This is a genomic window from Nakamurella flavida, assembly GCF_030811475.1.
In the GTDB taxonomy this organism is placed as follows: Bacteria; Actinomycetota; Actinomycetes; order Mycobacteriales; family Nakamurellaceae; genus Nakamurella; species Nakamurella flavida.
Genome location: NZ_JAUSQV010000001.1, coordinates 2,261,069 through 2,285,955, shown reverse-complemented (window position 1 = coordinate 2,285,955; position 24,887 = coordinate 2,261,069). Strand labels below are relative to the sequence as shown.

General features: G+C 69.2%; 21 protein-coding genes. 13 read left to right on the top strand and 8 right to left on the bottom strand.

The window, feature by feature from the left end; genetic code table 11:
- Positions 1 to 19 precede the first annotated feature (19 nt).
- The 6 genes from J2S58_RS10260 to J2S58_RS10235 all read left to right on the top strand — a co-directional run bounded on the left by J2S58_RS10260 (position 20) and on the right by J2S58_RS10235 (position 7,647).
- The gene (locus J2S58_RS10260) at positions 20 to 694 is read left to right on the top strand and encodes an L-ribulose-5-phosphate 4-epimerase (protein WP_370881866.1); all 675 of its coding nucleotides are present in this window, start codon (positions 20 to 22) and stop codon (positions 692 to 694) included.
- Positions 695 to 793: 99 nt separating this feature from the next.
- Positions 794 to 2,302, top strand: coding sequence for an L-arabinose isomerase (gene araA, locus J2S58_RS10255; protein ID WP_306827970.1), 1,509 nt, complete (start codon positions 794 to 796; stop codon positions 2,300 to 2,302).
- A 186-nt stretch (positions 2,303 to 2,488) separates the two neighbouring features.
- Positions 2,489 to 3,082 carry a 2Fe-2S iron-sulfur cluster-binding protein gene (locus tag J2S58_RS10250; protein ID WP_344470080.1) on the top strand — a complete coding sequence of 198 codons (594 nt, stop codon included), beginning with the start codon at positions 2,489 to 2,491 and terminating at the stop codon, positions 3,080 to 3,082.
- On the top strand, positions 3,079 to 4,083 hold the full coding sequence (locus tag J2S58_RS10245) for an FAD binding domain-containing protein (protein WP_306827966.1): 1,005 nt from the start codon (positions 3,079 to 3,081) through the stop codon (positions 4,081 to 4,083). The genes J2S58_RS10250 and J2S58_RS10245 overlap by 4 nt, the downstream gene beginning before the upstream one ends.
- Positions 4,080 to 6,230, top strand: coding sequence for a xanthine dehydrogenase family protein molybdopterin-binding subunit (locus tag J2S58_RS10240; RefSeq protein WP_306827965.1), 2,151 nt, complete (start codon positions 4,080 to 4,082; stop codon positions 6,228 to 6,230). The genes J2S58_RS10245 and J2S58_RS10240 overlap by 4 nt, the downstream gene beginning before the upstream one ends.
- Positions 6,231 to 6,321: 91 nt before the next feature.
- The gene (locus tag J2S58_RS10235) at positions 6,322 to 7,647 is read left to right on the top strand and encodes a CapA family protein (protein WP_306827963.1); all 1,326 of its coding nucleotides are present in this window, start codon (positions 6,322 to 6,324) and stop codon (positions 7,645 to 7,647) included.
- Between the two features lie 52 nt (positions 7,648 to 7,699).
- Here J2S58_RS10235 and J2S58_RS10230 read toward each other — a convergent pair whose 3' ends face one another.
- The 8 genes from J2S58_RS10230 to J2S58_RS10195 all read right to left on the bottom strand — a co-directional run bounded on the left by J2S58_RS10230 (position 7,700) and on the right by J2S58_RS10195 (position 16,082).
- Positions 7,700 to 8,755, bottom strand: coding sequence for a glutathione S-transferase family protein (locus J2S58_RS10230; RefSeq protein WP_306827961.1), 1,056 nt, complete (start codon positions 8,753 to 8,755; stop codon positions 7,700 to 7,702).
- Positions 8,756 to 8,822: 67 nt separating this feature from the next.
- The gene (locus J2S58_RS10225) at positions 8,823 to 9,686 is read right to left on the bottom strand and encodes an NAD-dependent epimerase/dehydratase family protein (RefSeq protein ID WP_205257994.1); all 864 of its coding nucleotides are present in this window, start codon (positions 9,684 to 9,686) and stop codon (positions 8,823 to 8,825) included.
- 57 nt (positions 9,687 to 9,743) lie between these two features.
- Positions 9,744 to 10,721, bottom strand: a complete 978-nt coding sequence (locus tag J2S58_RS10220; RefSeq protein ID WP_205257995.1) for an aldo/keto reductase — start codon at positions 10,719 to 10,721, stop codon at positions 9,744 to 9,746.
- 162 nt (positions 10,722 to 10,883) lie between these two features.
- A complete protein-coding gene (locus J2S58_RS10215; RefSeq protein WP_205257996.1) occupies positions 10,884 to 11,741 on the bottom strand; it encodes an MBL fold metallo-hydrolase in 858 nt (285 codons plus the stop codon).
- Positions 11,738 to 12,610, bottom strand: coding sequence for a carbohydrate ABC transporter permease (locus J2S58_RS10210; protein WP_205257997.1), 873 nt, complete (start codon positions 12,608 to 12,610; stop codon positions 11,738 to 11,740). The genes J2S58_RS10215 and J2S58_RS10210 overlap by 4 nt, the downstream gene beginning before the upstream one ends.
- Entirely contained in the window at positions 12,607 to 13,542 is a 936-nt protein-coding gene (locus J2S58_RS10205) for a carbohydrate ABC transporter permease (protein WP_205257998.1), read from the bottom strand. Before J2S58_RS10205 ends, J2S58_RS10210 begins: the two co-directional genes overlap by 4 nt.
- A 7-nt stretch (positions 13,543 to 13,549) precedes the next feature.
- Positions 13,550 to 14,902: an ABC transporter substrate-binding protein gene (locus J2S58_RS10200; protein WP_205257999.1), complete on the bottom strand. Its 1,353-nt coding sequence runs from the start codon at positions 14,900 to 14,902 to the stop codon at positions 13,550 to 13,552.
- A gap of 454 nt (positions 14,903 to 15,356) precedes the next feature.
- Positions 15,357 to 16,082: a FadR/GntR family transcriptional regulator gene (locus J2S58_RS10195; RefSeq protein WP_205258000.1), complete on the bottom strand. Its 726-nt coding sequence runs from the start codon at positions 16,080 to 16,082 to the stop codon at positions 15,357 to 15,359.
- Positions 16,083 to 16,168: 86 nt separating this feature from the next.
- Here J2S58_RS10195 and J2S58_RS10190 point away from each other — a divergent pair, with 86 nt between their 5' ends.
- The 7 genes from J2S58_RS10190 to J2S58_RS10160 all read left to right on the top strand — a co-directional run bounded on the left by J2S58_RS10190 (position 16,169) and on the right by J2S58_RS10160 (position 24,863).
- Entirely contained in the window at positions 16,169 to 17,500 is a 1,332-nt protein-coding gene (locus tag J2S58_RS10190; RefSeq protein ID WP_205258001.1) for a 2-oxo acid dehydrogenase subunit E2, read from the top strand.
- Positions 17,497 to 18,516, top strand: coding sequence for a thiamine pyrophosphate-dependent dehydrogenase E1 component subunit alpha (locus J2S58_RS10185; RefSeq protein WP_205258002.1), 1,020 nt, complete (start codon positions 17,497 to 17,499; stop codon positions 18,514 to 18,516). Before J2S58_RS10190 ends, J2S58_RS10185 begins: the two co-directional genes overlap by 4 nt.
- Positions 18,447 to 19,550: an alpha-ketoacid dehydrogenase subunit beta gene (locus J2S58_RS10180; RefSeq protein ID WP_205258003.1), complete on the top strand. Its 1,104-nt coding sequence runs from the start codon at positions 18,447 to 18,449 to the stop codon at positions 19,548 to 19,550. The genes J2S58_RS10185 and J2S58_RS10180 overlap by 70 nt, the downstream gene beginning before the upstream one ends.
- Positions 19,551 to 19,555: 5 nt before the next feature.
- Positions 19,556 to 20,374, top strand: coding sequence for an SDR family NAD(P)-dependent oxidoreductase (locus J2S58_RS10175; RefSeq protein ID WP_240189324.1), 819 nt, complete (start codon positions 19,556 to 19,558; stop codon positions 20,372 to 20,374).
- A 56-nt stretch (positions 20,375 to 20,430) separates the two neighbouring features.
- Positions 20,431 to 21,459 carry an Ldh family oxidoreductase gene (locus J2S58_RS10170; RefSeq protein ID WP_205258005.1) on the top strand — a complete coding sequence of 343 codons (1,029 nt, stop codon included), beginning with the start codon at positions 20,431 to 20,433 and terminating at the stop codon, positions 21,457 to 21,459.
- Positions 21,460 to 21,805: 346 nt separating this feature from the next.
- Positions 21,806 to 22,972: an ABC transporter substrate-binding protein gene (locus J2S58_RS10165; protein WP_205258006.1), complete on the top strand. Its 1,167-nt coding sequence runs from the start codon at positions 21,806 to 21,808 to the stop codon at positions 22,970 to 22,972.
- Positions 22,973 to 22,982: 10 nt separating this feature from the next.
- On the top strand, positions 22,983 to 24,863 hold the full coding sequence (locus J2S58_RS10160; RefSeq protein ID WP_205258007.1) for an ABC transporter permease: 1,881 nt from the start codon (positions 22,983 to 22,985) through the stop codon (positions 24,861 to 24,863).
- Positions 24,864 to 24,887 lie beyond the last annotated feature (24 nt).

The window sequence follows — 24,887 nt, the reverse complement described above, 5'->3', positions numbered from 1 at the left end:
CGGGAGTGTTTCCGTGGGTGTGATCGACGCCGAGATCCGGTCCACCATCGCGACCCTGCAGCGTGAGGTATCCGAGCTGCACCGCGAGCTGCCCCGCAACGAGTTGATCATCTGGACGGCCGGGAACGTCTCCGCCCGGGTGCCCGGCCGCGAGCTGCTCGTCATCAAGCCGTCGGGGGTCTCCTACGACGACCTGACCCCGGAGTCGATGGTGGTCACCGACTTCGAGGGCCGGCTGGTCGAAGGGGAGCGGTCGCCGTCCTCGGACACCGCCGCGCACGCCTACGTCTACAAGCACATGGACCACGTCGGCGGCGTCGTGCACACGCACTCCCGGTACGCCACGGCGTGGGCCAGCATCGGCGAGCCCATCCCGTGCGTGCTGACGATGATCGCGGACGAGTTCGGCGGGGACATCCCCGTCGGTCCGTTCGCCCTGATCGGCGACGACTCCATCGGTCGGGGCATCGTGGAGACGCTGACCGGCAGTCGCTCGCGGGCCGTGCTCATGCGCAGCCACGGCCCGTTCACCATCGGTCGCGACGCCAAGGACGCGGTGAAGGCCGCGGTCATGTGCGAGGACGTGGCCCGCACGGTGTTCCTCGCCCGTCAGCTCGGCACTCCGCTCCCCATCGCGCAGGACGACATCGACTCGCTCTACGCCCGCTACCAGAACGTCTACGGACAGGCCTGACGGACCGGGCACCGCCCGCATCCACCCCGCCCCGCCCCATCCCGCTCCACCACCCTCCGCGCCCCGCGCGGCCCCGTTGTTCTTGAGAGGACACCTCCGATGACGCAGCGTCCGACCCAGCTGGAGTGCTGGTTCCTGACCGGAAGCCAGGGTCTGTACGGCCAGGACACGCTCGACCAGGTCGCCGACCAGTCGCGGGCCATCGCCGATCAGCTCGGCGCCTCCCCGGACATGGAGGTGGCCGTCGTCTGGAAGCCGGTGCTCACCGACTCCTCCGACATCCGGCAGATGATGCTGGACGCCAACAACTCTCCGACGTGCGTCGGCGTGATCACCTGGATGCACACCTTCTCGCCCGCGAAGATGTGGATCCGCGGGCTGGACGCGCTGCGCAAGCCGATGCTGCACCTGCACACGCAGGCCAACGCCGAGCTGCCGTGGGCGACCATCGACATGGACTTCATGAACCTGAACCAGGCCGCCCACGGCGACCGGGAGTTCGGCTACATCCAGACCCGGCTCGGCGTCCCGCGCAAGACCGTCGCCGGGCACGTGTCGAACCCGGACGTGACCGCCCGGATCGGTGCCTGGCAACGGGCGGCCAGCGGCTGGCTGGCCGTGCGCTCGCTCAAGCTGGCGCGCTTCGGTGACAACATGCGCGACGTCGCCGTCACCGAGGGCGACAAGGTCCAGGCCGAGATCACGTTCGGCGTCTCGGTCAACACCTACGGCGTCAACGACCTGGTCGACGCGGTGGAGTCGGCCGAGCAGTCCACGGTGGACGCGCTGGTCGCCGAGTACGACGACGCCTACGACATGGCCCCGGAGATGCGCGCGGGCGGGGACCGGCGTTCGTCCCTGGTCGACGCGGCCCGCATCGAGGCCGGGTTGCGGGGTTTCCTGGTCGCCGGCGGGTTCGGCGCCTTCACCACCAACTTCGAGGACCTGGGCGGGTTGAAGCAGCTGCCGGGCATCGCCTGTCAGCGGTTGATGGCCGACGGGTACGGCTTCGGCGGCGAGGGTGACTGGAAGACCTCCGTCATGCTGCACGCGGTGAAGGCGATGGCCGGGTCCCGTCCGGGCGGGACGTCCTTCATGGAGGACTACACCTACGACTTCACCCTGAACGGCGGCACCATCCTGGGCTCGCACATGCTCGAGGTGTGCCCGACGATCGCCGAGAAGCGCCCCACCTGCGAGATCCACCCGCTGGGCATCGGTGACCGGGAAGACCCGGTCCGCCTCGTCTTCGACGCGGCCGCCGGTCCCGCCCGGATCCTGGGCATCAACGACATGGGCGACCGGTTCCGGCTCGTGGTCAACGAGGTCGACGTGGTTCCGCCGGCCCATCCGCTGCCCAAGCTGCCGGTGGCCCGGGCGGTCTGGGAGCCGCGCCCGGACTTCACCACCTCGGTGGAGTCCTGGTTGACGGCCGGCGGGCCGCACCACACCGTGCTGACGCGCGCGGTGGGCACCGAGGAGCTGCTGGACTTCGCGGCGATGGCCCGCACCGAGATGGTGGTCATCGACGCGGACACCACGACCCGCTCCTTCCAGAACGAGCTGCGCTGGAACTCCGCCTACTACCGCCTGGCCCAGGGGCTGTAGCCCCGGCGCGATCGTGCGCCCGTGACCACCGGGCCGGGGGACCACTCCGCTGGATCCAGCGCCCCCGGCCCGGTGTCGGACCACGCGTGGCCGGGCACGCCTCGTCCGTCCTGGTGATATGGGAGGTATGTCCGCCCTTACTGGCGGACCCGGCTCGCCGGCGCCTACCGTCGTCGGGTGACGCCGATCTCCGCGGCCGCTGCCGCTCACACCAGTCAGATCTCCCTGAACATCAACGGCCGTACCCACGACGTCGGCCTGGACAACCGCACGACCCTGCTCGACACCCTCCGTGAGCACCTCGATCTCACCGGGGCGAAGAAGGGGTGCGACCACGGCCAGTGCGGCGCGTGCACCGTGCTGATGGACGGCCGCCGGGTGAACAGCTGCCTGGTCCTCGCCGTCACCGCCCAGGGCACCGAGATCACCACCATCGAGGGCCTGGAGGGACCGGACGGGGCGCTGCACCCGGTGCAGACCGCCTTCCTCGAGCGGGACGCCTACCAGTGCGGCTACTGCACCCCCGGGCAGATCTGCTCCGCGGTGGCCGTCCTGGACGAGGCGGCCGCCGGGTGGCCCAGCGCGGTCAGTGATCCCGACGTCGGCACCGACGGCGGGGCGGTCGAGCTGACCGCCGCGGAGGTCCGGGAGCGGATGGCCGGCAACCTGTGCCGGTGCGGCGCCTACGTCAACATCGTCCCGGCCGTGCAGGACGCCGCCGCGGCCACCACCGTTCACGAGCACGCTGCTCCGACGGGCTCCGCGGCGGTGGCCCGATGAGGGAGTTCGCCTACGAGCGGTCCACCTCCGCGCAGGACGCGGTCGAGCGGCTTGCCGCCGACCCGGACGCGCAGTTCCTGGGCGGCGGGACCAACCTCGTCGATCTGATGAAGCTGGGGGTGGCCCGGCCCGGTCGCCTGGTCGACGTGACCGGCCTGCCGGCCACCATCGAGCAGAACGAGGACGGTGCATTGCGCATCGGAGCCGCGGTCCGCAACAGCGACCTGGCCGTCGACGCCCGCATCCGGCGGGACCACCCTGCCCTGTCGGAGGCCCTGCTGGCCGGTGCGTCCGGGCAGCTGCGCAACATGGCCACGGTCGGCGGGAACCTCCTGCAGCGCACGCGCTGCCTGTACTTCACCGACGTGAGCAAGCCGTGCAACAAGCGGGAGCCCGGCAGCGGGTGTCCGGCCCGCGAGGGCATCCACCGCGACCTGGGCATCCTCGGCACGAGCGAGGCGTGCGTGGCCACCCATCCCTCGGACATGGCCGTCGCCCTGGCCGCTCTGGACGCCACCGTGGTGGTGCAGGGCCGGTCCGCCCAGCGCCGGCTGCCGCTGTCGGCGTTCTACCGACTGCCCGGGGACGATCCGACCCGGGACACCACGCTCGAGCACGGAGACCTGATCACCGCCGTCGAGCTGCCGGCACCGACGGAGCTGAGCCGGTCGTCGACCTACCGCAAGGCCCGCGACCGCGCGTCGTACGCCTTCGCCGTCGGATCGGTAGCCGCGGCCCTGGTCGTCGCCGACGGAGTGGTCACCCAGGTGCGGCTGGCCTTCGGTGCCGTGGCGCCGATGCCCTGGCGGGCCCGGGTGGCCGAACAGGCCATCCTCGGTGGCCCGGCCACCGAGCACGCCTTCGCCGCCGCGATGGACCTGGAGCTGTCGGCGGCACAGCCGTTGCCCGACAACGCCTTCAAGGTGGACCTCACCCGCAGCCTGGGCGTGTCCACCCTCGCCCGGCTGGCCGGGATCGACGAGCAGGGAGCCCAGCAGTGACCCGGACCGTGACCCCGACCACCACGTCGACGGCGACCCTCGCCCCGGACCTGACGCCGCCGCAGCCACTCCCGGCGGCCCTCGGTCCCGCGCACCGGGTCGAGGGCCGCGACAAGGTGACCGGGCGGGCCACCTACGCCGCCGAGTACGGCGCCCCCGACGGCGCCGAACTCACCTACGGCTGGCCCGTGCAGTCGACCATCGCCTCCGGGCGGATCACCGCGGTGGACGTCGACGCGGTCGCCGGCATGCCCGGCGTGGTCGGCGTGCTGTGGCACGGCAACGCTCCCCGACTCGTCCCGGCCGACAGTCAGATGATCAACCAGCTGCAGTCCACGGACATCCACTTCCGTGGTGAGGTCGTCGCGCTGGTGCTGGCCACCAGCCCGGAGGCCGCACGGGAGGCCGCGGCGCAGCTCCCGGTCACCACCGTCGCCCGCGACGCCCACAGCGTGCTGACGCAGGACGACCCGGGCATGTACGAGCCCGAGACGGTCAACCCGTCCTTCCCCGGGGTCAGCGAGAGGGGTGACGCCGCAGCTGCTTTCGCCACCAGCCCGCTCCAGGTCGACGCTGTGTACCGGACGCCCGGGCTGCACAACAACGCGATGGAGCCGCACGCCACGACCGCGGTGTTCGGCGACGGGAAGCTCACCGTCCACGACTCCAACCAGGGCGGGGCCGGGGTGCAGGAAGCGCTGGCCACGGCGCTGCGGCTGCCGCCGGAGAACGTCCGGGTGATCACCACCCACATCGGCGGCGGGTTCGGATCCAAGGGCACCGCGCGGCCGGTGGTGGTGCTGGCCGCGATGGCCGCCATGCAGTTCGAGCGCCCGGTTCGCGTGGTCTTCACCCGCCAGCACATGTTCGCCCTGGTCGGCTACCGCACCCCGACCATCCAACACCTGCGACTGGGGGCCGGGGCGGACGGTCGGCTCACCTCGATCAGCCACGAGTCGATCACCCAGACCGCCCGGCACGAGGAGTTCGCCGAGCAGGTCGCGGTGGCCACCCGGGTGATGTACGGCGGGGAGAACCGCTCGACCCGGCACCACCTGACCCCACTGGACGTCCCCATCCCGTCCTGGATGCGGGCGCCGGGGGAGTGCCCGGGGATGTTCGCGCTGGAGTCCGCGATGGACGAGCTCGCGATCGCCGCCGGCCTGGACCCGGTGGAGTTGCGGATCCGGAACGAACCGGCCCGCGACCCCGAGCTGGACGTCGCGTTCAGCAGCCGCCATCTGGTCGACTGCCTGCGTCGTGGTGCCGAGCTCTTCGGCTGGGCCGAGCGCGATCCCACGCCGCGGGCCCGTCGGGACGGGCGGTGGTGGGTCGGGACCGGGATGGCCGCCGCGACGTATCCGGCCATGGTCAATCCCGCCCAGGCATCGGTGACAGCGGGGCCGGACGGTCGGTTCGAGGTGTCCATCAACGCCACGGACATCGGCACCGGTGCCCGCACCACCCTGCTGATCCTGGCCGCCGAGGCACTGGACGTGGCCACCGACCGGGTGCGGATCCGGATCGGCGACACCTCCCTCCCGCCGGCCGGCGTCGCCGGTGGTTCCGCGGGCACGTCGTCCTGGGGCTGGGCGGTGGCCAAGGCGTGTCGTGAGCTGCGGACCCGGTTGGCCGGTCGGACGCCGGAGGAGGACGTGACGGTCACCGCGGACACCGAACAGGACATCGAGGCGCAGGAGGAGCTGTCCCGGCACGCGTTCGGGGCGCACTTCGTGGAGGTCCGGGTGGACGGGGACACCGGCGAGGTCCGGGTGTCCCGCGCGCTCGGGGTGTTCGCCGCGGGCCGCATCGTCAACCCGGTCACCGCGCGGTCCCAGTTCCTGGGCGGGATGACCATGGGTCTGTCCATGGCCCTGCACGAGGAGGGCCTGATGGACCCGGAGTTCGGGGACTACGCGAACCACGACCTGGCCACCTATCACGTGGCCTCGATCGCCGACGTGCCGGACATCCAGGTCGAGTGGCTGCCGGAGGACGACAGCGAGGTCAACCTGTTGGGCACCAAGGGGATCGGTGAGATCGGCATCGTCGGCGTCGCCGCCGCCGTCGCCAACGCCGTCCACCACGCGGTCGGCGTGCGGGTCCGCGAACTCCCGGTGCACCTGGAGGACCTGCTGCCGCGCTGACGGACATCCGCGCGGCGCCGCCGACTCGTCGGCGCCGGGCGGACGTCGTGCCCCGGTGGCCGGGGCGCCCACCTGGGCCTACGGTCGTGCGATGGCTGTCGGGGGACGTCCGGGGTACCGCCTCTCGTCGACCCCGGGCCGCCGACGCCGGCGCAACCACGGCCTCGTGCTCGCGGCCGGGATCGTCCTGGTGGCCGGGTGCGCGGCCGGACCGGTGGACCGGTCCGGCGCGGGCGGGCCGGTCGAGGTCACGGTGACCGCGACCACCACCGTGCCCGCTCCGGTGGTCATCGCGCCGACGTCGTCCGCGGCACCGCGGACCGCGCCGGCGGCGCCCGCCGGTCCGCCGCTCCCGGCTGCTCCCGCCGCGCCCACCGACGCCGGCGCGGCCACCGGCAACGGGTCCGGGCCGGCGTGCCCGGGAGTGCGGTGCGTGAGTCTGGTGATCACCGGCGACGTGCTGCTGCACCCCGATCTCGTGGACCAGGCCCGGGTGGACGGCGGTGGCACCCCGGACTTCTTCCCGCTGCTGGCCGCCCAGCAGCCGTACGTGGCCGGCGCCGATCTCGCCGTGTGCCATCTGGAGACCCCGCTGGCTCCGGCGGAGGGGCCGTTCCACGGGTACCCGTCGTTCTCCGTCCCGCCGCAGGTGCTGCCCGCGCTGGTGCGGACCGGGTACGACGCGTGCTCGACGGCCAGCAACCACACCCTGGACCGCGGCACGGAGGGGCTGGACCGCACCCTGGACGCGCTCGATGCCGCGGGTCTGGCCCACGACGGGTCGTACCGCACGGCGGCCGACGCGGTGACCCCCGTCGTCCTGGACGGCTCGACCGGCCGGGTGGGGCTGATCTCGGTGACGTACGGCCTCAACGGTCACGAGCCCGAGGAACCGTGGCGGGTCGGCAGGATCGACACCGACGCGATCGTCGCCGGGGCCGCGCGGGCGCGGGCGGCGGGCGCGGATCTGGTGGTGGTGGCCGTGCACGCCGGCACGGAGTACGAGCCGACACCGAACCCGGAGCAGGAGCAGCTCGCCCGGGAGCTCCTCGCCGACCCCGGCATCGACCTGGTCTACGGACACCACGCCCACGTGGTGCAACCGATGGAACGCATCGGCGGCAAGTGGGCGATCCACGGCCTCGGGAACGCGGTGGCCGCCCAGTCCTCCGGGGCGGACGGCATCCAGGAGGGTCTGCTGGTCCGGGTGCAGTTCAGCCAGGCCGCCGACGGGACCTGGTCGACCAGCGACGTGGCCTGGGTGGCATCCCACCAGAGTCGCCGGGCCCCCTACCGGTGGTGCGCGTTGAGCCCGACCGACACCTGCGGCACCGATGACCCCGGGTTGCTGGCGGGCACCACGGACACGGTGAACAGCAGGGGTGCGGACACCCACGGAGCGCGCCGGCTGAACTGACCGCCCCGGTGGCCGGGGCGCGACGCGCCCCGGCCGCACTTCGTCACGGCGGTCAGGACCGCGGTGCGGTGTGCTCCTCGGGCACCTGCTCGCCGTCGGCCACCGGCCCGGGCGGGGTGCCGTCGCCGAACGGGCGGCCGCCCAGCTCCTCGCGGTGGTGTGCGGTCCACCAGTTGTGCAGATCCGGTCCCTTGGGGACGATCTCGGTCGGATTGATGTCCGTCTGCACGATGTAGTAGTGCTGCTTGATCTGCACGAAGTCGGTGGTGTCACCGAAACCGGGCGTCTGGAACAGGTCTCGGGCGTACGCCCACAGCACCGGCATCTCCGACAGCTTGCTGCGGTTGGCCTTGAAGTGGCTGTGGTAGACGGGATCGAAGCGCGCGAGGGTGGTGAACAGGAAGACGTCGGCCTGGGTGATGGTGTCCCCGACCAGGTACCGCTGGTTCGACAACCGCTCGGTGAGCCAGTCGAGTCGGGTGAACAGCCGGTCGTAGGCGCTGTCGTAGCTCTCCTGGGATCCGGCGAATCCGCAGCGGTAGACGCCGTTGTTGACCTCGGTGTAGTTGCGGTGGGCGACCTCGTCGATCTCCGCGCGCAGGTGCTCGGGGTACATGTCGGGCGCACCCTCGCGATGGAACTCGGTCCACTGGGTGGAGAAGTCCAGGGTCATCTGCCGGTAGTCGTTGGTGACGACCTTGCCGCTCTCGATCTCCACCATGGCCGGCACGGTGATGCCGCGGGGGTACTCCGGGTCGCGGGCGAAGTAGGCCTGCTGCAGCCGCTCGATGCCCAGGACGGGGTCGACCCCGCCCGGATCCAGGTCGAAGGTCCAGCTGCGCTTGTCGTGGGTCGGGCCGGTCAGGCCCATCGAGATGGCCGACTCCAGCCCGAGCAGCCGCCGCACGATGATGGCGCGGTTGGCCCACGGGCAGGCCCGCGCGGCGATCAGCCGGTAGCGACCGGCCTCGACCGGGTAGCCGTCGGCGCCGTCCCGGGTGATGCGGGTCTGGATGTAGTTGGTGTCCCGGCTGAACTCCTTGCCGCCGGACACGTACGCGCCCCTGGTGCTGTTGTCCGCCGTGCTCGAATCCGTGCTGGTGCTCATGCCGCTCCGCTCCCGCGGGCCGGCGCCCGCCATCGTCCAGGGTAGGCGGGCGCCGCGGCGGGGGGGATCAGATCTCGTTCCGCCAGCTGTGCTGCGGGTCGAAACCGAGGATGCGTCGGGCCTTGTCGATGCTGAGCAGGGTCTCGTGCTGCCCGAGGTCGCGGCGGCGCAGCGGCACGTCGGGGAAGACCTCCTCGGCCAGCGACAGGCTGCTGCGGCTCATCACCGTGTCGGCGTTGGCGATGACGAACACCTGCATGCCGGTGGCGTCCAGCTCCACCGCCTTGCGTACGGCCTGGGCGCCGTCCCGGGCGTCGATGTAGCCCCACATGTTCCAGACCCGGGTGGCCGGGTCGGCGTCGAAGCTCGGGAACTCCCGGTAGTCCTCGGGGTACATGACGTTGGAGAATCGCAGCCCGATCATCTTCAGCGCCGGGTCCCAGCGGCAGAACTGCAGGGCCATCTCCTCCTCGAGGGTCTTGGCCAGCGAGTACGACGAGTTGGGCTGCGGGTGGTACTCCTCGTCGACGGGGATGTACGGCGGCGGGTTCTCCGGGCCCAGCGGCAGGCCGAGGACGGTCTCGCTGGACGCCCAGACCACGTTCCTGATGCCGGCCGACTTGGCCGCGGCGAAGACGTTGTGGGTGGAGCGGATGTTGTTGTCGAAGGTGGCGCTGTTGGTCGTCAGGCCCGGCCGCGGGATGGCCCCCAGGTGGACCACCGCGTCGATGCCGTCGTAGACGTCCTCGGTGGACCGCAACGCCTCGTGCACCTGGCCGGGATCGGTGAGGTCGATCTGGATGTACGGAGCCAGGGCGTCCGGGGATGGGGTGCGGTCCAGGTTGTAGACCTGGTGACCCTCCTCGACCAGATGGCGGACGACCGCCCGTCCGAGCTTGCCGCTGCCTCCGGTCACTGCGATACGCGTCATGCCCCCATCCTCTCCCGGCGTCACCCCGTCCCCGCACCACCGTGCGGGGCGGCCGACTCAGCCGAAGCCGGCCACCTCGTGCGGGGTGTACGGCTCGGTGAGCAGGGTGATCTCCTCCGCGCTCAGCGTGATGTCCAGGGCGGCCACGGCGTCGGTCAGATGGGCGGGTCTGCCCACCCCCACGATCGGCGCGGTGACGACGGGGTTGGCCAGCACCCAGGCCAGGGCGATCTGGGCCCGGGACACCCCGCGCTGCTCGGCGACCTGGGCGACCCGGTCGACGATCGTCCGGTCGGAGGCGGCGGTGTCGTAGAGGGTGCGACCGAACTCGTCCGTCTCCGAGCGGGTGGTGCTCTCGCCCCACGGCCGGGTCAGCTTCCCGCGGGCCAGCGGGCTCCACGGCAGCACGCCGACGCCCTGGTCGGCGCACAGCGGCAGCATCTCCCGTTCCTCCTCGCGGTTGAGCAGGTTGTAGTGGTCCTGCATGGTGACGAAGCGGGTCCAGCCGTTCAGATCGGCCAGGTACAGCGCCTGGGAGAACTGCCACGCCCACATCGAGGACGCGCCGATGTAGCGGGCCTTGCCCGCCTTCACCACGTCGTGCAGCGCCTCGAGGGTCTCCTCGATCGGCGTCGCCGGATCCCAGCGGTGGATCTGGTACAGGTCGACGTAGTCGGTGCCCAGCCGCCGCAGGCTGTGGTCGATCTCGGTCATGATCGCCCGCCGGGACAGGCCCGCACCGTTGGGCCCGGGCCGCATCCGGCCGTGCACCTTGGTGGCCAGCACGACCTCCTCGCGGGAGCTGAAGTCGCGGACCGCCCGCCCCACGATCTCCTCGGAGGTGCCGTCGGAGTAGACGTTGGCGGTGTCCAGGAAGGTGATCCCGGCCTCCAGGGCAGCGCGGATGAGCGGGCGGCTCTGCTCTTCGGTGAGCGTCCACGCGTGGTTGCCGCGGTCGGGTTCGCCGTACGTCATGCACCCCAGGGCGAGGCGGGAGACGTCCAGGCCGGTACTGCCGAGCTTCGTGTACTCCATGACCCCATCCTGTACCTGTCCGGCCGATCGCGGTTGACCCGGTGCGGGGTGGGCTCGACGGACGGGGGCCGGAGGCGGGTGCCAACTACCCCTGGGCTCAGACGGTCCCGGTGTCGCGGCACCGACGCGGCCGTCGTCCGGTGAATCGCAGAACTGCAGGGCTCAGGCGTGGCGGTCGGGGGGCCGATAAGCCCGGTCAGGAGGCCAACCAACCGTCGTGGAGGAGACCGAGAGGGGGAAATCGATGGCTGCGTCGATACGCGGGATCAGCACCGGAGCGCCTGGCGACAGGCGTCGGTAGACCGAGACAAACTGTTCCGGGTCGAGAGTTGCGCCGGGGCCGTAGTCCCGGTCGTGCCACAGGCCGAAGTGCATGGGTACGGCCACGGCCGGCCGCTGCCGCCAGGCCAGGAGCGCGGCCTCGTCGGCGTCCATGTTGCCGGCGGTGCCGTTCATGCAGATCAGGCTGATGTCCACCCGGTCCTCGGTGTCGTCCACTATCCGGGCGTCGTACTCGGTGTCGCCGGAGTGATAGATCCGCACGCTCCCGGCGGTGATCAGGTAGCCGATCGCGTCGGGTGTGGGTTCCTCGTCGAACATGTGGCGGGCCATCACTGCCTCGATGTGGATGTCCCCGATCTCCACGGATTCACCGCGGCGGAGGCCGTTCGTGCGGACGGCTGGGAACCCGGCAGCTCTGGCCATCTTGACGGTCGACGGTGGCCCGACGAAATGCGTTCGCGGGTGAGCGGCGAAGGAGGTGACACAGTCTGGGTCCAGATGATCGTCGTGCGGGTGGGTGGCCAGCAGTGCGTCGAACTCCGCCTCGGCGGCGGACAGGGGTGCCGTCACCGCCCGGGGAATCCCGTAGGAGGCCATCACCGAGTCCGAGAGGTATGGATCGATGGCCACCGTGGTGCCGCCGGGGCTCTTCACGACGAACCCCGCCTGGTAGAGCCACCAGATGCGGACATGTCCGACCTCGACGGGGGTGTCGCGGATCTCAGGCCACAGATTCACCCCTTCACCGCCCCGGCCGTCAGCCCCGCGACGATGTGCCGCTGGACGAGGACGAACAGCACCACCGGCGGCAGTGCGTAGACCAGGCCACCGGCCAGGAGCTGCTGCACCGGGGTGTCCAGTTGCCCGATGAGCGTAGCCAGACCGACCGAGGCCGGGTATTTGTCGGAATCGGAGATCATCGTCACGGCGAACAGGTACTCGCCCCAGCTGGCGAAGAAGGCGACGATGCCGACGGCAATCACGGCCGGCACCGTGAGCGGCAGGACGATGCGACGAAGCACGGACACGTGCCCGCACCCGTCGATCAGGGCAGCTTCACGAACCTCGGCCGGTACGCCGTCCATCGCCGAGCGCAGGATCCAGACCCCGACGGGCAGTACGAACGCCGCGTGTAGGAACGCCAGCGCGATCAGGCTCTGCACCAGGTGCAGATCGTTGTAGAGCTGGAAGACCGGGATGATGACGACGGCTTCGGGCATCATCTGGGTGACCAGTAGGAGCAGGCCGAACAACGCCTTGCCGGGCCAGTACAGCGCCGACAGAACGTACCCGCCCAACACCGACAGCACCACGGTGATGACCGTGGTCACCACGGCCAGCACCGCGGAGTTGCTCAACCACCGCAGGATCGGGAGGTTGGCGAAGACGTCGCGGAAGCCGGACAGGTCGAAGCTGGTCGGCACCAGGGACGGCGGGTAGCGCAACGTCGACGCGGTCGGTTGCACCGCCGCGACGGCCATCCAGTAGATCGGGAATACCACGACCAGGCACACCACCACGATGAGCAATGTTCGCAGCGCAGTGCGGGCCCAGCGTGCGCTGGTCCCCGCCGTCGCCGGACGGCGCATCCCGACCGCCGCGGTCACCGCCGGCCGTCCAGCCGCCGCTGCACCGCGAGGAACCCGAGCGTCACCACGAGCGTGATGATCAGGCTGCCCACTCCCAGGGTGGCCCCGTAGGAGCGGTCGAAGAACCGGAACGCGGTGTTGTAGATGGCCACCACCAGCGTCTCGGTGTCCCGGCCCGGCCCCCCGCCGGTGGTCAGCCAGATAAGGGTGAACTGGCGGAAGGCGAAGATGAACGCCAGCAGGGCCAGCAGGACCAGATCCGGGCGGATCGCCGGCAGCGTGACGTGCCAGAAGCGCTGGAGCGCGGTGGCGCCGTCCACCTTCGCGGCTTCCTGAAGCTGTTCTGGCACATTCTGCAGCGACGCCAGCAGCACGATGCTGTAGAAGGGGAACGTCTTCCACGTGGCGATGAGCACGATCGAGAACATGGCCAGCGGATTGGAGGTCAGCCAGCCATCACCACTGTCCTGCCACGGGGTGAGGAGCCTGACGACCCCGAAGGTCGGATTGAGGACCCAGATGAAGATCAGCACGGTGGCGATCTCGGGGAACGCCCACGGCGCCATGAGCAGTCCGCGGACCAGGCCGCGACCACGCATCTTCCGGTTCACCAGCAGAGCCGTAAGCAGCCCACAGCCGACCGCCACGACGACCACCCCGAGCGCGTAGGTCAAGGTGGTGGTGACGTTCTTGATGAAGTTTGGATCCGACAGCAGCCGGTCGTAGTTGTCCAGGCCAACTGAGGTGGTCTGCTGCGCTCCGAGTTTCGCGTCGGTGAAGCTGAGCTGCACACCCTGCACGATCGGGTACAGGACAAAGATGCTTTCGTAGGCCAGGATCGGCAGCGCGAGCGCGTAGGCGATCCAGTGGACGCGACGGCGTCTGGAGCCGCGACGCCGGGGCGCTGGGGCTTCGGAGGCGGGTGCCGGCGGCGCAGTCGTGACGCTCACGCGGAGGTCACGTCAGTCTGGAGGCAAGCGCCTCGAGCTGCGTCTGCGCCTGACCCATCGACTCGGCCACGGGAACGCCACCGGACAGAGACTGCTGGAAGCTCGTCAGGACGATGTTCCCGAACTCGTCGCTGGCCGTGATGAAGTCGCCCATGAGGTCCATCGGTGTCACCGGCGTGACGTCCTGGTACCCGGGCAACCAAGGTAGGTCCTTCAAGTAAGCCTGGAAGGCGGGGACCTGCTCGAGTTCCGGGTAGGGCGGGATGGCGTCCAACGAGCGCATCGTCAGGTCGGCCATATTCTCGGGCTTCAGCAGCCAGGTGAGGAACTCGGTGGCCGCTTCCTGCTTATTACTCCCCGAGTAGAGCGAGATGGGGTGGACGCGATTGGTCGCCTTCTTGCCCGCCCACGGTGGCGCGACGCTCCGCATGAGGGGGTAGACGTCGGGACTGCCGCTCTTGAGGACATTCACCGTTGCTGACACAAGCACGCCCATGGCGGCGCGCCCGTCGCCCATCAGCGCCATGCTCTGGGCGTCGTTGAGCCCCTTGGGCATGGAGGAGTCGTAGAGGGTCTTGAACAGCTCGAGCGACTTGATGACTGGGTCGCTGGTGACCAGCGGTGTCCTGCCCTGCGCCCACAGCCCGTCGTACGCGTTCACCGTGTTCTGCAGGTTGAACCAGAAATTGCCGGCTTCGGCCATGTTGTTGGCCTGCAGCACACCGAACCGGTCGGGTTGCACGGTGAGCTGCTGTCCCTGCGCAACCCATTCCTCCGGCGTGGTCGGTGGCTGTAGACCTGCCTCTTCCAGGACCTTCTCGTTGTAGAGGAGGCCGAATCCGACGGTCACCGTGCTCACGCCGTAGAATTGGCCCTCCTTGATGACGAAGGAATGGAGCTTCTCGTCAGGGTGGACGCCGGCGGCGTCGATGGCCTGGGTCGCAGGTAAGAATTGGTTCAACGAGAACAGCCGAGCCGCGAGGTCCGGTGGTGCGGTGATGAGGTCGGCGTCCAAACCGCCGGCCTGGACCTGGGTGAGGACCTGATTGGCGTACTGCGCGAAGGGCCAGCCGACCAAGACGGCTTCGGCGGTTCGGCTCTGGGCATTGAAAGCGTCCAGGACGGCCGCCCATGCTTCCTTGCGGCCCGGCTCGAACTGCATCCATGAGGCGATCTTGACCTGCGTCTTGCCGCCGGCCGACGTGTTCGTGGAACCGGCGGATGTCACGCCGTCCGAGGCCCCGCAAGCGCCGAGCAAGGGGGTGCTGAGGGCGGCGGCGCCGACCAGGCTTGCGCTCTTCAGCAACGATCGCCGACTCAATCGGTGTCCGCTCGGGCCAGAGATGAGTGGTTCGATCACGGAACGCCCTCCACATCGTTGAGACGAGCGCCTGCTCATTGTTGACAATCAGCAGTCAGCGCATAGCTTCGATGGGACCGATGGCGTTGTCAAGAGCCTGAGTGCAGGCGGGACGTCGGCGTCGACGCCCTGGTCATGGCGGTCATCTACCCGGATGATCCGGCTGACCGGCGGCTCGGCAACGGGCCGGGAAATACCGCGAGGGCCTCAGGTGGCCCGGCCGCGAGACGTACGCCTGTCGGACCCGGCGGCGCGGCATGACTCGACGACTGACTGGACGCGTGCCAAGCCCATGTCGGTCGCCGAGCCAGGCTCTTCCGCTCTCGTCGACATGGGCGGGTGCGCCCGCATCGTTCTCGTACCGACGTCCGGCCAGATCAGGGCGGGTCTCTGGGCGCGACGCGCCACCACTCTCGGATGGCGTGTGTCGAGGTGTAAGGCGCAGATCGAAGCCTTACGCCGGGTCCCGTTCGGCATCAGCGAGACTTCCCTCGATCCATTCATGGGTCCCACGGAAGTGTTCGGTCATCGCCGCCCGCGCTCCCTCGGCGTCCCCGGCCTTGACTCGGTCCAGAATGGCGCGATGGTGTGCGGCATCTGCCCCGGGGTCGGAGGTGCCGCTGGGAAGCTGGGGCCGGACAGCGTCCAGGACATCCCAGAATGCCTGAACCAGCTGCAGGACCAAGGTGTTACCCAGTTGTGAGTACAACTGTTCATGGAACCGCCGGTCGGCATGTTGGATCGGGCGTCCCTGCTGTACGGCTGCCTCCATCTCGTCAACCGTCGCTTCCAGTGCTGCCAGCAGTCTGGGCTCGGCCATTGTCGCCACCCGAGTGATCAATGCTGATTCAAGGATCTCCCGCACGTCCACCAGTTCCGCAGCAGTACTGAGATCGTTGCGGTGCTGGTCCAGCCGGCCGTGGAAGCTCAGGCCGTCGACGAGTGAATCCAGGGACATGCGGCCGACGAACATGCCGCGGCCGTGCTGGACCTCGACGATGCCCCGAGCCTGCAGTCCTTTCAGTGCCTCGCGGACCGTCGTCCGGCTGACGCCAAGCTCGGCCATCAATTCGGTCTCGGTGGGGATTGGGGCTCCAGCTGAGGATCTGCGCCGCAGGATGACCTGCTTGATCTCCTCCTGCGGATCGAACTGCTGCCGCCGGTTTCCTTGCCCAGGCATGTTGACCCCTTCCCGTTGCGAGGTTAACCTGCCTCCTCAGACGTACGACGTCTGACGTCCGAACCATCCAACGAAGGAGGGTGACCGTGCAGGAAATCTTCATTCCGGTCATGGGCATGGCCCCGGATGACGTTGTGCTGACCAACTGGGCCAAAGCCGTCGGAGACCCGGTACAAGCCGGCGACGTGGTCGTCATCGTCGAGACGTCCAAGGCAGAGTTGGAGATCACGGCCGAGGTCAGCGGAGTACTCGGCCGCCATCTGTTTGCAGACGGCGACACCGTGGCTCCCGGAACGATCATCGGGGCGGTTCTCCAACCCGGTGAGCAATCAGGAGAGCAGGTGGGCGCACCCAGCGGTGATGCGCCGGTCACGGCGGTGGTTGACGGGGCGGTCGGTTCCGCCCCGATATCCCCTCCCCCAGCGCCGCTCACCTTCGACGGTGGCGCTGGCGTCGGGGGGCCGGCACGCCCCTTCCCGGTCACCGCGGTCGCCGATGGTGCTCACGGCCCGGTCGGACGGGCGACGGCCGCTGACGGCGAGAGCCGACCGCGGCACACTGTCAGCCCGCGCGCGCGACGACTGGCAAGCGAGGCGGCACGGTCGGGCGTCGTGCCCGCCGCTCCCCGCACCTCCGCAGCGCCGCCACCTCCACCACCGCCGGTCCGGCGCCTCCCCAGGTCAACCGCCGAGGACTCCCTGCAGGACACGACATCCGACGCGGTCTTGGACGCCCGATCAGACTCCGGTTCTCCTCATGACCGGTACCGGGCAGCGATCAGTGCCGCGGTTCTTCGATCCTGGCGCGACATTCCGCACTTCGCAGTCACCCGCGAACTTCGGGTCGGGCCGGTGAGGGAAGCGGTCGAACGCTGGCGCATCATTCTGCCCGGGCTCACCCTGACCGACCTGCTTCTCCGGGCGCTGGCCCTGGCGATGTTGGAGCGGGAGCGGCGCACCGAAATGGCCATCGGCCTGGCTGTGGCCACCGATCGAGGCGTGGCCATCCCCGTGCTGCGCGACGTCCTCGGGCTGGGCATGGTCGAACTTGTCGACGCCCGCCGTGCAGCCGTGTCGCGGGCCAGGGACGGTCGGCTGCATCCGGACGACTCCCTCGTTCCGGCAACCACCCTGTCGAACCTCGGTGCCATCGGTGTCGATCAGTTCACCGGTGTCATCCCCTTTGGGCAGACGAGCATGCTCACCGTCGGTCGGGCCGTTGACCGCCCAGTCGTCGACGACGGTGCTCTGGCTGTGGCCTGCACGATGCAGGCGACGCTCAATGCCGACCACCGGTCCTGGGACGGGATGCACGCGGGCCAGGCGCTCGACCGGTTGGCCCGGCTGCTGGCTGACCCCGGACCTCTGCTCATCCCGTCGACCCCAGGACGTCAGCCGTCCGAGGAGGAGTCCGCATGACCGCCACCAGCACCACGCTGCCCTTACCCGACGTCGCTTCCGCCGACCTGCGGGAATGGCTGTCCACAATGGTCCTCGTCCGCACCTTTGAAGAGGCGGCCGACGGACTCGCCCTGCGCGGCAAAATTCCTGGCGGCATGCACCCAGCCATCGGGCAGGAAGCGGTCGCCGTCGGTGCCGCCCGCGCTCTTCGCTCGGGCGACATCGTCACGGGGACCCACCGCTCTCATCACCACGCTCTGGCCAAAGGTATGTCCCCGGCCGGGGTGTTGGCGGAGCTCTACGGCAAGGCGGGCGGTAGCAACGGCGGCCGCGGCGGATCCATGCACCTGGCCGATTTCGACCTGGGTCTCTGGGGAAGCAACGGCATCGTGGGAGGCGGTCTGGGGATCGCTCTGGGTGCTGCACTCGGAGCCGAAGTGCTTGGGAGTGAACAGATTTCGCTCGGATTCTTCGGTGACGGCGGCGCGAACACCGGTCGGGTCTGGGAATTCACTAATCTGGCCGCGATCTGGTCGCTCCCGCTCGTCATCGTGTGTGAGAACAACCTCTACGCCGTCGAGACCATCTCCGAGCGGGTCACCGGAGGTGGGGACATCACCGCCCGGGCTGCAGGATTCGGATTGCCCGCCCACCAGATCGACGGCCAGGACGTTGTGGCCGTCCATCGGGCAGTACGCGATGCCGCAGAGCAGGCCCGTTCCGGGGGCGGCCCGACCTTCCTGGAAGTCCGCACCTACCGCTACAAAGGGCACGACAGCGGCCAAGTCATCCGCTACCGCACCGAGGACGAGGTGCAGAGATGGCGAACCTCGCGTGATCCCATCGAGAATTTCACCGCCCGCCTCACCGACGCCGGGGTCCTGACTGCCGACGAGATGTCCACCATCGTCGAGCAGGCCCGCCGCATGGTGGACGCCGCTGTCGCCTTCGCCGAGGAGTCACCATGGCCGGACCCCTGCAGCGCCGCCGAGAACGTGAGCGCCTGGAACGCCTCGCCCGGGACTTCGCGGTGAACGCGCCGAACTCCGCGACGGCCGGGACAGGTGCCGAGCCCGAGGCCCAGGCGACCTACTCCACCGCATACCAGGCAGGCATGCGCGAGGAGATGATTCGGGACGCGACCATCTTCGTGCTCGGCACTGACCTGTACGACCGGGGTGGGCACTTCTCGCAGGTGAAGGGGCTTGGCCCCGAGTTCGGCGCGGACCGTGTTCGGGACACTCCGATCTCCGAGGCCGCCATGGTGGCGGCCGGGGTGGGGGCCGCGATGAACGGGACGCGTCCGGTCGTGGATCTCAATTTCATCGACTTCTCCTACGGGGCGATGGACGAGCTGGTGAACCAGGCAGCCAAGGTGCGGTACATGTGGAACCGGCCGGTACCTCTGGTCGTTCGGGCCACCGCCGGGGTAGCCCAGGGCGGGGCGCAGCACAACAACAGCCTGCAGAGCTGGTTCATGGGCACCCCTGGACTTGCCGTGGTCTTCCCGTCCCGGCCGTGGGACGTCAAGGGCCTGCTCAAGTCGGCCCTGCGTGGTCACGACCCGGTTGTCTTCCTGATGCACAAGCTGCTCACCGGCGCCCGTGGGCCGGTCGGCGGGGAGGACGACGTCGTGCCCATCGGGTCGGCCCGCATCGTGCGGCCGGGTCGGGACGTCACGCTGGCGACCTACGGCTATGGGGTGGTTCTGGCCGAGAAGGCTGCAGCTGCCGTGTCCGGGGAGGGCATCGACGTGGAGGTGATCGACCTGCGCACCCTGGCACCACTCGACGTGGACACCGTGGCTGCGTCCGTGCGCCGCACCGGCCGAGCGTTGGTCCTGGACGAGGCGCCGGCGGTGGCCGGCCCGGCCGCTGAGATCGCCGCAGCGATCTCTGACGCCGCCTTCTGGTACTTGGACCAACCGGTGACCCGCCTCACCGGGCGGCACAGTCCTATCCCGCACAGCCCAGCCCTGATCGCCGGACTGCTCCCCGACGAGGCCGCCACCGTCGATGCGCTGCGCCGACTCGCTCGCGCCTCGGGCCCAGAGGTGGCAGCGTCGTGAGCGCGATGTCAACCACCATCGTGGATTCGAGCCCGGGCGGCACCCCAGCCGCAGCTTCGGTCGCCCAGACGCCGGCACCGGCCGACCTTATCGGTCGCGTCGCGGTCGTCACCGGAGCCGCTCAAGGCATCGGCCTGGCCGTTGCGCAGCGGCTGCGAGCCGCAGGCGCCCAGGTCGTCGGCTTTGACCTGGCCGGTGCCGACGTCACTTGCGACGTGGGCGACTCCGCTGCGTTCGAGCACTGCCTGCAGGAGACCGCCGCACAATACGGTCGGCTCGACATCCTCGTGAACAACGCCGGGCTGGGAACCCACACGCTGCCCCATGAACTGTCCGACGAGGAGTTCACCCGGGTGCTCCGGGTCAACGTCGGCGGGTGTTTCTTCGGCGCGCGAGCCGCGTTCGCCGCGATGCGGGGTCGCGGCGGGAGCATCGTCAACATCTCTTCGATCGCCGGGTCGACCGCGCTGGGGCGTGGGAACTTCGTCTACAGCATCAGCAAGGCTGCGATCGGACAACTCACCCGCGAGTTGGCCGTGGAGTGGGCCACCGCCGGCATCCGGGTCAACGCGGTGGCGCCCTGCCAGGTCCGCACTCCCGGGTTTGCCCCACTGCTGCAGGACCAACGTCTGGACGCGGGTCATGTCGGTCCGCGCATGCTGGGTGGCATCCCCCTCGGCCGACTCGCTGAGGCCGAGGAGATCGCCGCCGGGGTCCACTTCCTGGCATCGGACGCCGCCTCCTTCATCACCGGCGTGGTCCTTCCGGTCGACGGCGGCAACCTGGCGCTCAACGCCGGCGGCACCGTGGGGACCTTGCGGTGAGCAGCCGACAGCCCCAAGCCGGACACCGGCCGGTAGACGCAGAGCGGAGCAGCATCATGATCGAGCGCACGCTGAGCCTCGAGCAGGCCACCGAGGTCGGACGGCGCATCCTGAGCGCGCTGGGTACTCCGGCGGCGGCCGCGGACCTGGTCGCCCGCTCATTGGCCGAAGCCAACCTGTGCGGGCACGACTCGCACGGCATCATCCGCCTGCCCTGGTACGCATCCTTCGTCCCGGACGGCCGCGCCGTACCGGACGCCGAACCGATGATCGTCTCCCAGACGCCCGCGGTGGCGGTGATCGACGGACGACGCTGCTGGGGGCAGGTTGCCGCCCATCTGGCCATCGACGTGGCGATGGACAAGGCCAGGTCGGTGGGCATCGGAGCGGTCACCGTGCGGTCGGCGAATCATGTCGGTCGCCTCGGTGAGTATGTCGAGGTGGTCGCCGAGTCCGGTCTGGTGGCGTTGATGTGGTGCAACGCCGACCCGTCGGTCGCACCCTTCGGCGGTCGCTCCCGGATGCTGGGCACCAACCCGTTCGCCGTCGGCATACCCGCCGACGGTGACACCCCCCCTGTCATCGTCGATTTCGCCACCGCCGCGGTGGCCGAGGGCAAGCTCCGCTTGGACCGGGTCGCCGGTCGGTCCGTCGCGCCCGGCCTGATCCAGGACGTGCAGGGCCGTCCGAGCACAGATCCGGAGGATTTCTACGCCGGCGGGTCCCTCCTTCCTTTCGGCGGCCACAAAGGGTTCGGCGTGGCCATCACCGTCGAACTGCTCGGCGGAGCCCTGTCCGGCAATCATGTCGGGTTCCTCCCCGAGTACAGGTGGGGTAATGGGGTGGTTCTGGTCGTGCTGGACCCGGCGGCCTTCACCGACGCTTCTGCCTTCGCCGATGAGATCGTCCGAGCGAGCCGGGCGGTACGCGACTCGCCACCAGCCGACGGAGTCGATCACGTGATGCTCCCCGGGGACCTCGAGCGCGCTACTCGCACGGAGCGGCTCAACTCGGGCATTCCCGTGCCCGACGGTGTCTGGAGCCAGCTGGAGGCCACTGCTCAGGAGGTGGGCGTCAGGCTGTGATCGATCGGAGGCGAACACGTTGACACGTGTCCCACCGGACGGCCAAGATGCCGTCATTGTTCAGAGTAAATTGTCAGCAATCAACAACATCGGCATGGTGGCCGATGTCGCCCGAGGAGGCAACAGCATGGATCGGTCCACCGAAGTGCCGTCCCCCCGCACGCTGGATCGGCGTGGATTCCTCAAAGGTCTGGGTGCTGCAAGCGCCCTGGCCGCCAGCGTGCCGCTGCTGAACGCCTGCGGTGCGACAGCCAGTCCAGCAGATCAGAGCGCCAGCTCCGCTGCCGGGTCACCCGCCGGTTCTGCCAGCGGAAGCGGCGCCGCGGGCAGTACGACGCTGACCCTAATGCTGGCTTCTTGGGTCGACCAGGGCTTCATCACCGATGTCATGCAGAACTCAGCAGCCGCATCCATCGGAGCCACGCTCAAGATCGTGACTGTCGACGACGGCACGTACCCCGCCCAGGCCTCTGCGGCGCAGAAAGCCGGTCAAGCGCCGGATCTCATTTTCTGGACCGCGCAAGGCGCAACCGCTCTCCTGGCCAGCGGAGTGAACCTGGCTCCGCTGGACCAGTACGTGGCGTCCGAGGACAAGGCGGCGTTCTACGAGCAGGACTACCAGGCCAACACGATCGACGGAAAGATCATGGGACTGGGCTTTCGCTGCAATTGCCGCGGCATCGTCTACCACGGTGACTACGCCAAGGCCGCCGGGCTGACCGTCCCGACGACCTGGAGCTTCGACGAGTTCGGCCAGTTCGCCAAGGCGCTCAACGTCGATGACCACATCGGCTTCGGGTTCGAGGCCAAGACCGGCGACGGTCGCTCTTCATCCAACTTCCTGCCCTTGATCTGGTCGACCGGCGCTTCCCTGGTGAAGGGCGCCCCTGGATCCTGGGAAGTCGGATTCACCCAGGACCAGATGGCCCAGGTGATGCAGTTCTACTACGACTCGGTCCACACCTGGCAGAGCACACCGGCCGAGGTCGGCACGTGGGGGTACGAGCAGACGGACGGGAACTTCGCCAAGGGGCTCCTCGCGTCCTATTCGGCCGGTCCGTTCGTCTACCCGCAGTCCAAGAGCTACCCGCAGACCCTGGAGAACCTCGCCCTGGCGCCGTTGCCCAACGCCGGCACCCCGGCGACGTTCTGGGAGGAACACACCCTGTTCATCCAGGGCGAGGGCAAGCAGCAGGACCTGGCCTGGAAGTTCATCGAAGCCATGCGGAGCGAAGAGACGCAGGAGCTCATCGCCAACCGCACCGGAGATGCTCAGCTCGCCGTCCGCAAGGCATCGAACTCCTCCATCACCGATCCGTTCATCAAGGGCTTCGGCGACCTCCTGCCGACCGCCGTGGTGCCCGAGCCGGTGGCGATCGCACCGATCATGAACAACGCGGTCCTGCCCGCGATCCAGGCGGTCACGCTGTCCGACACGCCCCCGGCCGATGCGGCGGCGGCGCTCATCACGGCGATGCAGGGCGAACTCCAGACCATCAACTCAGCCGGATGACGGGAGGGCAATGAGCACGACCACCGACCGCCCGGCCCCTGCCGCCCCGTCTCCGTCGACCACGGAGTTCAGGACGGTAGGTCGTCGGCGGCGCTGGAACCACCAGTCCTGGACCTATGCAGTGCTGATGGTCCCGGCCCTGGTGATGCTGATGGGCCTGGTCCTGTATCCGATCGTGATGAGCGTCGTGACCAGCTTCAAGGCGGGGAACTCGGCGAACTTTATCGGGTTCGGCAACTACACGCGGTTCTTCGACAATCCGGCGGCGGGTTCGATCATCGCCCATACCTTCACCCGAGGCATCGGCGGTGTTCTGCCCAGCTATCTGCTGGGGGTCGTGGCTGCCGTGTCGTTGCACCAGAAGATCCGGGCTCGGACGGTCTTGCGGGTCCTGGTGCTGGTGCCTTTCGTCATCTCGGCTCCGGTCGGTCTGAACATGTGGCGCCTCTTGCTGGACCCGTTCAGCGGCGTGCCTGCCGCCCTCGGGTGGGACCTGGGTGATCCGTTGGCCAACCCTGACCTGGTGTGGCCCACCCTGCTGATCATCAACGCCTGGGCGTCGTTCCAGTTCTACACGATCGTCTTGTTGGCAGGGTTGAGTCGAATTCCCGACGAACTGTACGAAGCGGCGGAAACCGATGGCGCCACCCGATGGCAGCGGCTTCGCCACATCACGTTGCCGGGGATCGGCGCGGTCGGGGCCGCCGCCTGCGTCGTGCACTTCATGGCCAGCTTCCAGGAGTTCAACCTCATCTGGATCCTCACCGGCGGCGGACCACTCGGCTCCACGCAGACGATGGCGACGTTCGCCTACGCCAAAGCATTCAGTGATTACGACACCGGGTATGCCACAGCAACGACCACCATCAGCATGGTGGTCATGATCCTCACCCTGGCGGCGGGGTTCGTGCTTCTCCGGACGCTGCGGCCACTGTTCATCCGAGCCAAGCAGTCCGGCAGACTCCCCACTCTCCGTCTGCCCGCCCGCGCGAAGAATTCATCGTCGATCTCACGGCGGCGGAGCCAACGGCGTGTCAATCCGGTGCCGGCCTATCTGGGCACCGGCATCGTCCTGGTGATCTCCCTGCTCCCGATCCTGTTCATCATCAGCCGCGCCTTCGATTCAACACCCGGTGGGCTGCAGGCGATCTCGCTGGTGCCGCGGCACTGGTCCCTGGACAATTTCCGCCTCGTGCTGTCGGACCCGGCGCTCTGGGGGTCGGACAGCCTCGTGGTCCCTCCGCTGGCGCGCAACTTCATGAACAGCGTCGTCGTGTCCCTCGCCACGACGCTGCTGGTGCTGGTCGTGGCCATGCTGGGCGGTTACGCGCTGTCGCGCTGGAGATCCCGGTGGGCGCAGGCGGGGCTGGGGCTGCTCGTGCTGCTGCAGTTGGTGCCGGTCATCGTCCTGGTGTTCCCGCTCTACGACCTGTTGGCGAAGATCGGGCTCCTGGGGACTTTGACCGGTCTGGTCCTCGCGACCTCCGGTCTCTTCCTGCCCATCGCCACTTTGCTGTTCAAGGTCTTCTTCGACGGGCTACCCCGCGAGGTCGAGGAGTCGGCGTCCCTCGACGGGGCAAGCACCGTGCGGCTGCTGTTCTCCATCGTCGCGCCGATGTCCCGACCGGTGATCGGAGCAGTGGCCTCCTACACCCTGATCAACACCTGGAACGAGTACCTGCTGTCCACGACGTTGATCAGCGACCTCACCTCCCGCACCTTCCCACCGGCTCTGCAGCAGTACATGTCGTCCTACAGCTTCAAAGCCCAGACCACCCCCGGGATGCAGGCGGTCTACCTGCTTCTGCCCATCGTTGCCGCCGTGCTGCTCCTGACCCTCACCCAGCGGCACCTGGCCACCGCCTACCAGGGCGGTTCAGTCAAGGGCTGAACCGGCCCGACCACCACTATCGCC

Coding starts and splice junctions, on each gene's coding strand:
- J2S58_RS10235 (WP_306827963.1), top strand. CDS start 6,322: ATGGCTGTCGGGGGACGTCCGGGGTACCGCCTCTCGTCGACCCCGGGC.
- J2S58_RS10195 (WP_205258000.1), bottom strand. CDS start 16,082: ATGCCTGGGCAAGGAAACCGGCGGCAGCAGTTCGATCCGCAGGAGGAG.
- J2S58_RS10225 (WP_205257994.1), bottom strand. CDS start 9,686: ATGACGCGTATCGCAGTGACCGGAGGCAGCGGCAAGCTCGGACGGGCG.
- araA (WP_306827970.1), top strand. CDS start 794: ATGACGCAGCGTCCGACCCAGCTGGAGTGCTGGTTCCTGACCGGAAGC.
- J2S58_RS10230 (WP_306827961.1), bottom strand. CDS start 8,755: ATGAGCACCAGCACGGATTCGAGCACGGCGGACAACAGCACCAGGGGC.
- J2S58_RS10220 (WP_205257995.1), bottom strand. CDS start 10,721: ATGGAGTACACGAAGCTCGGCAGTACCGGCCTGGACGTCTCCCGCCTC.
- J2S58_RS10185 (WP_205258002.1), top strand. CDS start 17,497: ATGACCGCCACCAGCACCACGCTGCCCTTACCCGACGTCGCTTCCGCC.
- J2S58_RS10170 (WP_205258005.1), top strand. CDS start 20,431: ATGATCGAGCGCACGCTGAGCCTCGAGCAGGCCACCGAGGTCGGACGG.
- J2S58_RS10165 (WP_205258006.1), top strand. CDS start 21,806: ATGCTGGCTTCTTGGGTCGACCAGGGCTTCATCACCGATGTCATGCAG.
- J2S58_RS10175 (WP_240189324.1), top strand. CDS start 19,556: ATGTCAACCACCATCGTGGATTCGAGCCCGGGCGGCACCCCAGCCGCA.
- J2S58_RS10180 (WP_205258003.1), top strand. CDS start 18,447: ATGGCCGGACCCCTGCAGCGCCGCCGAGAACGTGAGCGCCTGGAACGC.
- J2S58_RS10245 (WP_306827966.1), top strand. CDS start 3,079: ATGAGGGAGTTCGCCTACGAGCGGTCCACCTCCGCGCAGGACGCGGTC.
- J2S58_RS10160 (WP_205258007.1), top strand. CDS start 22,983: ATGAGCACGACCACCGACCGCCCGGCCCCTGCCGCCCCGTCTCCGTCG.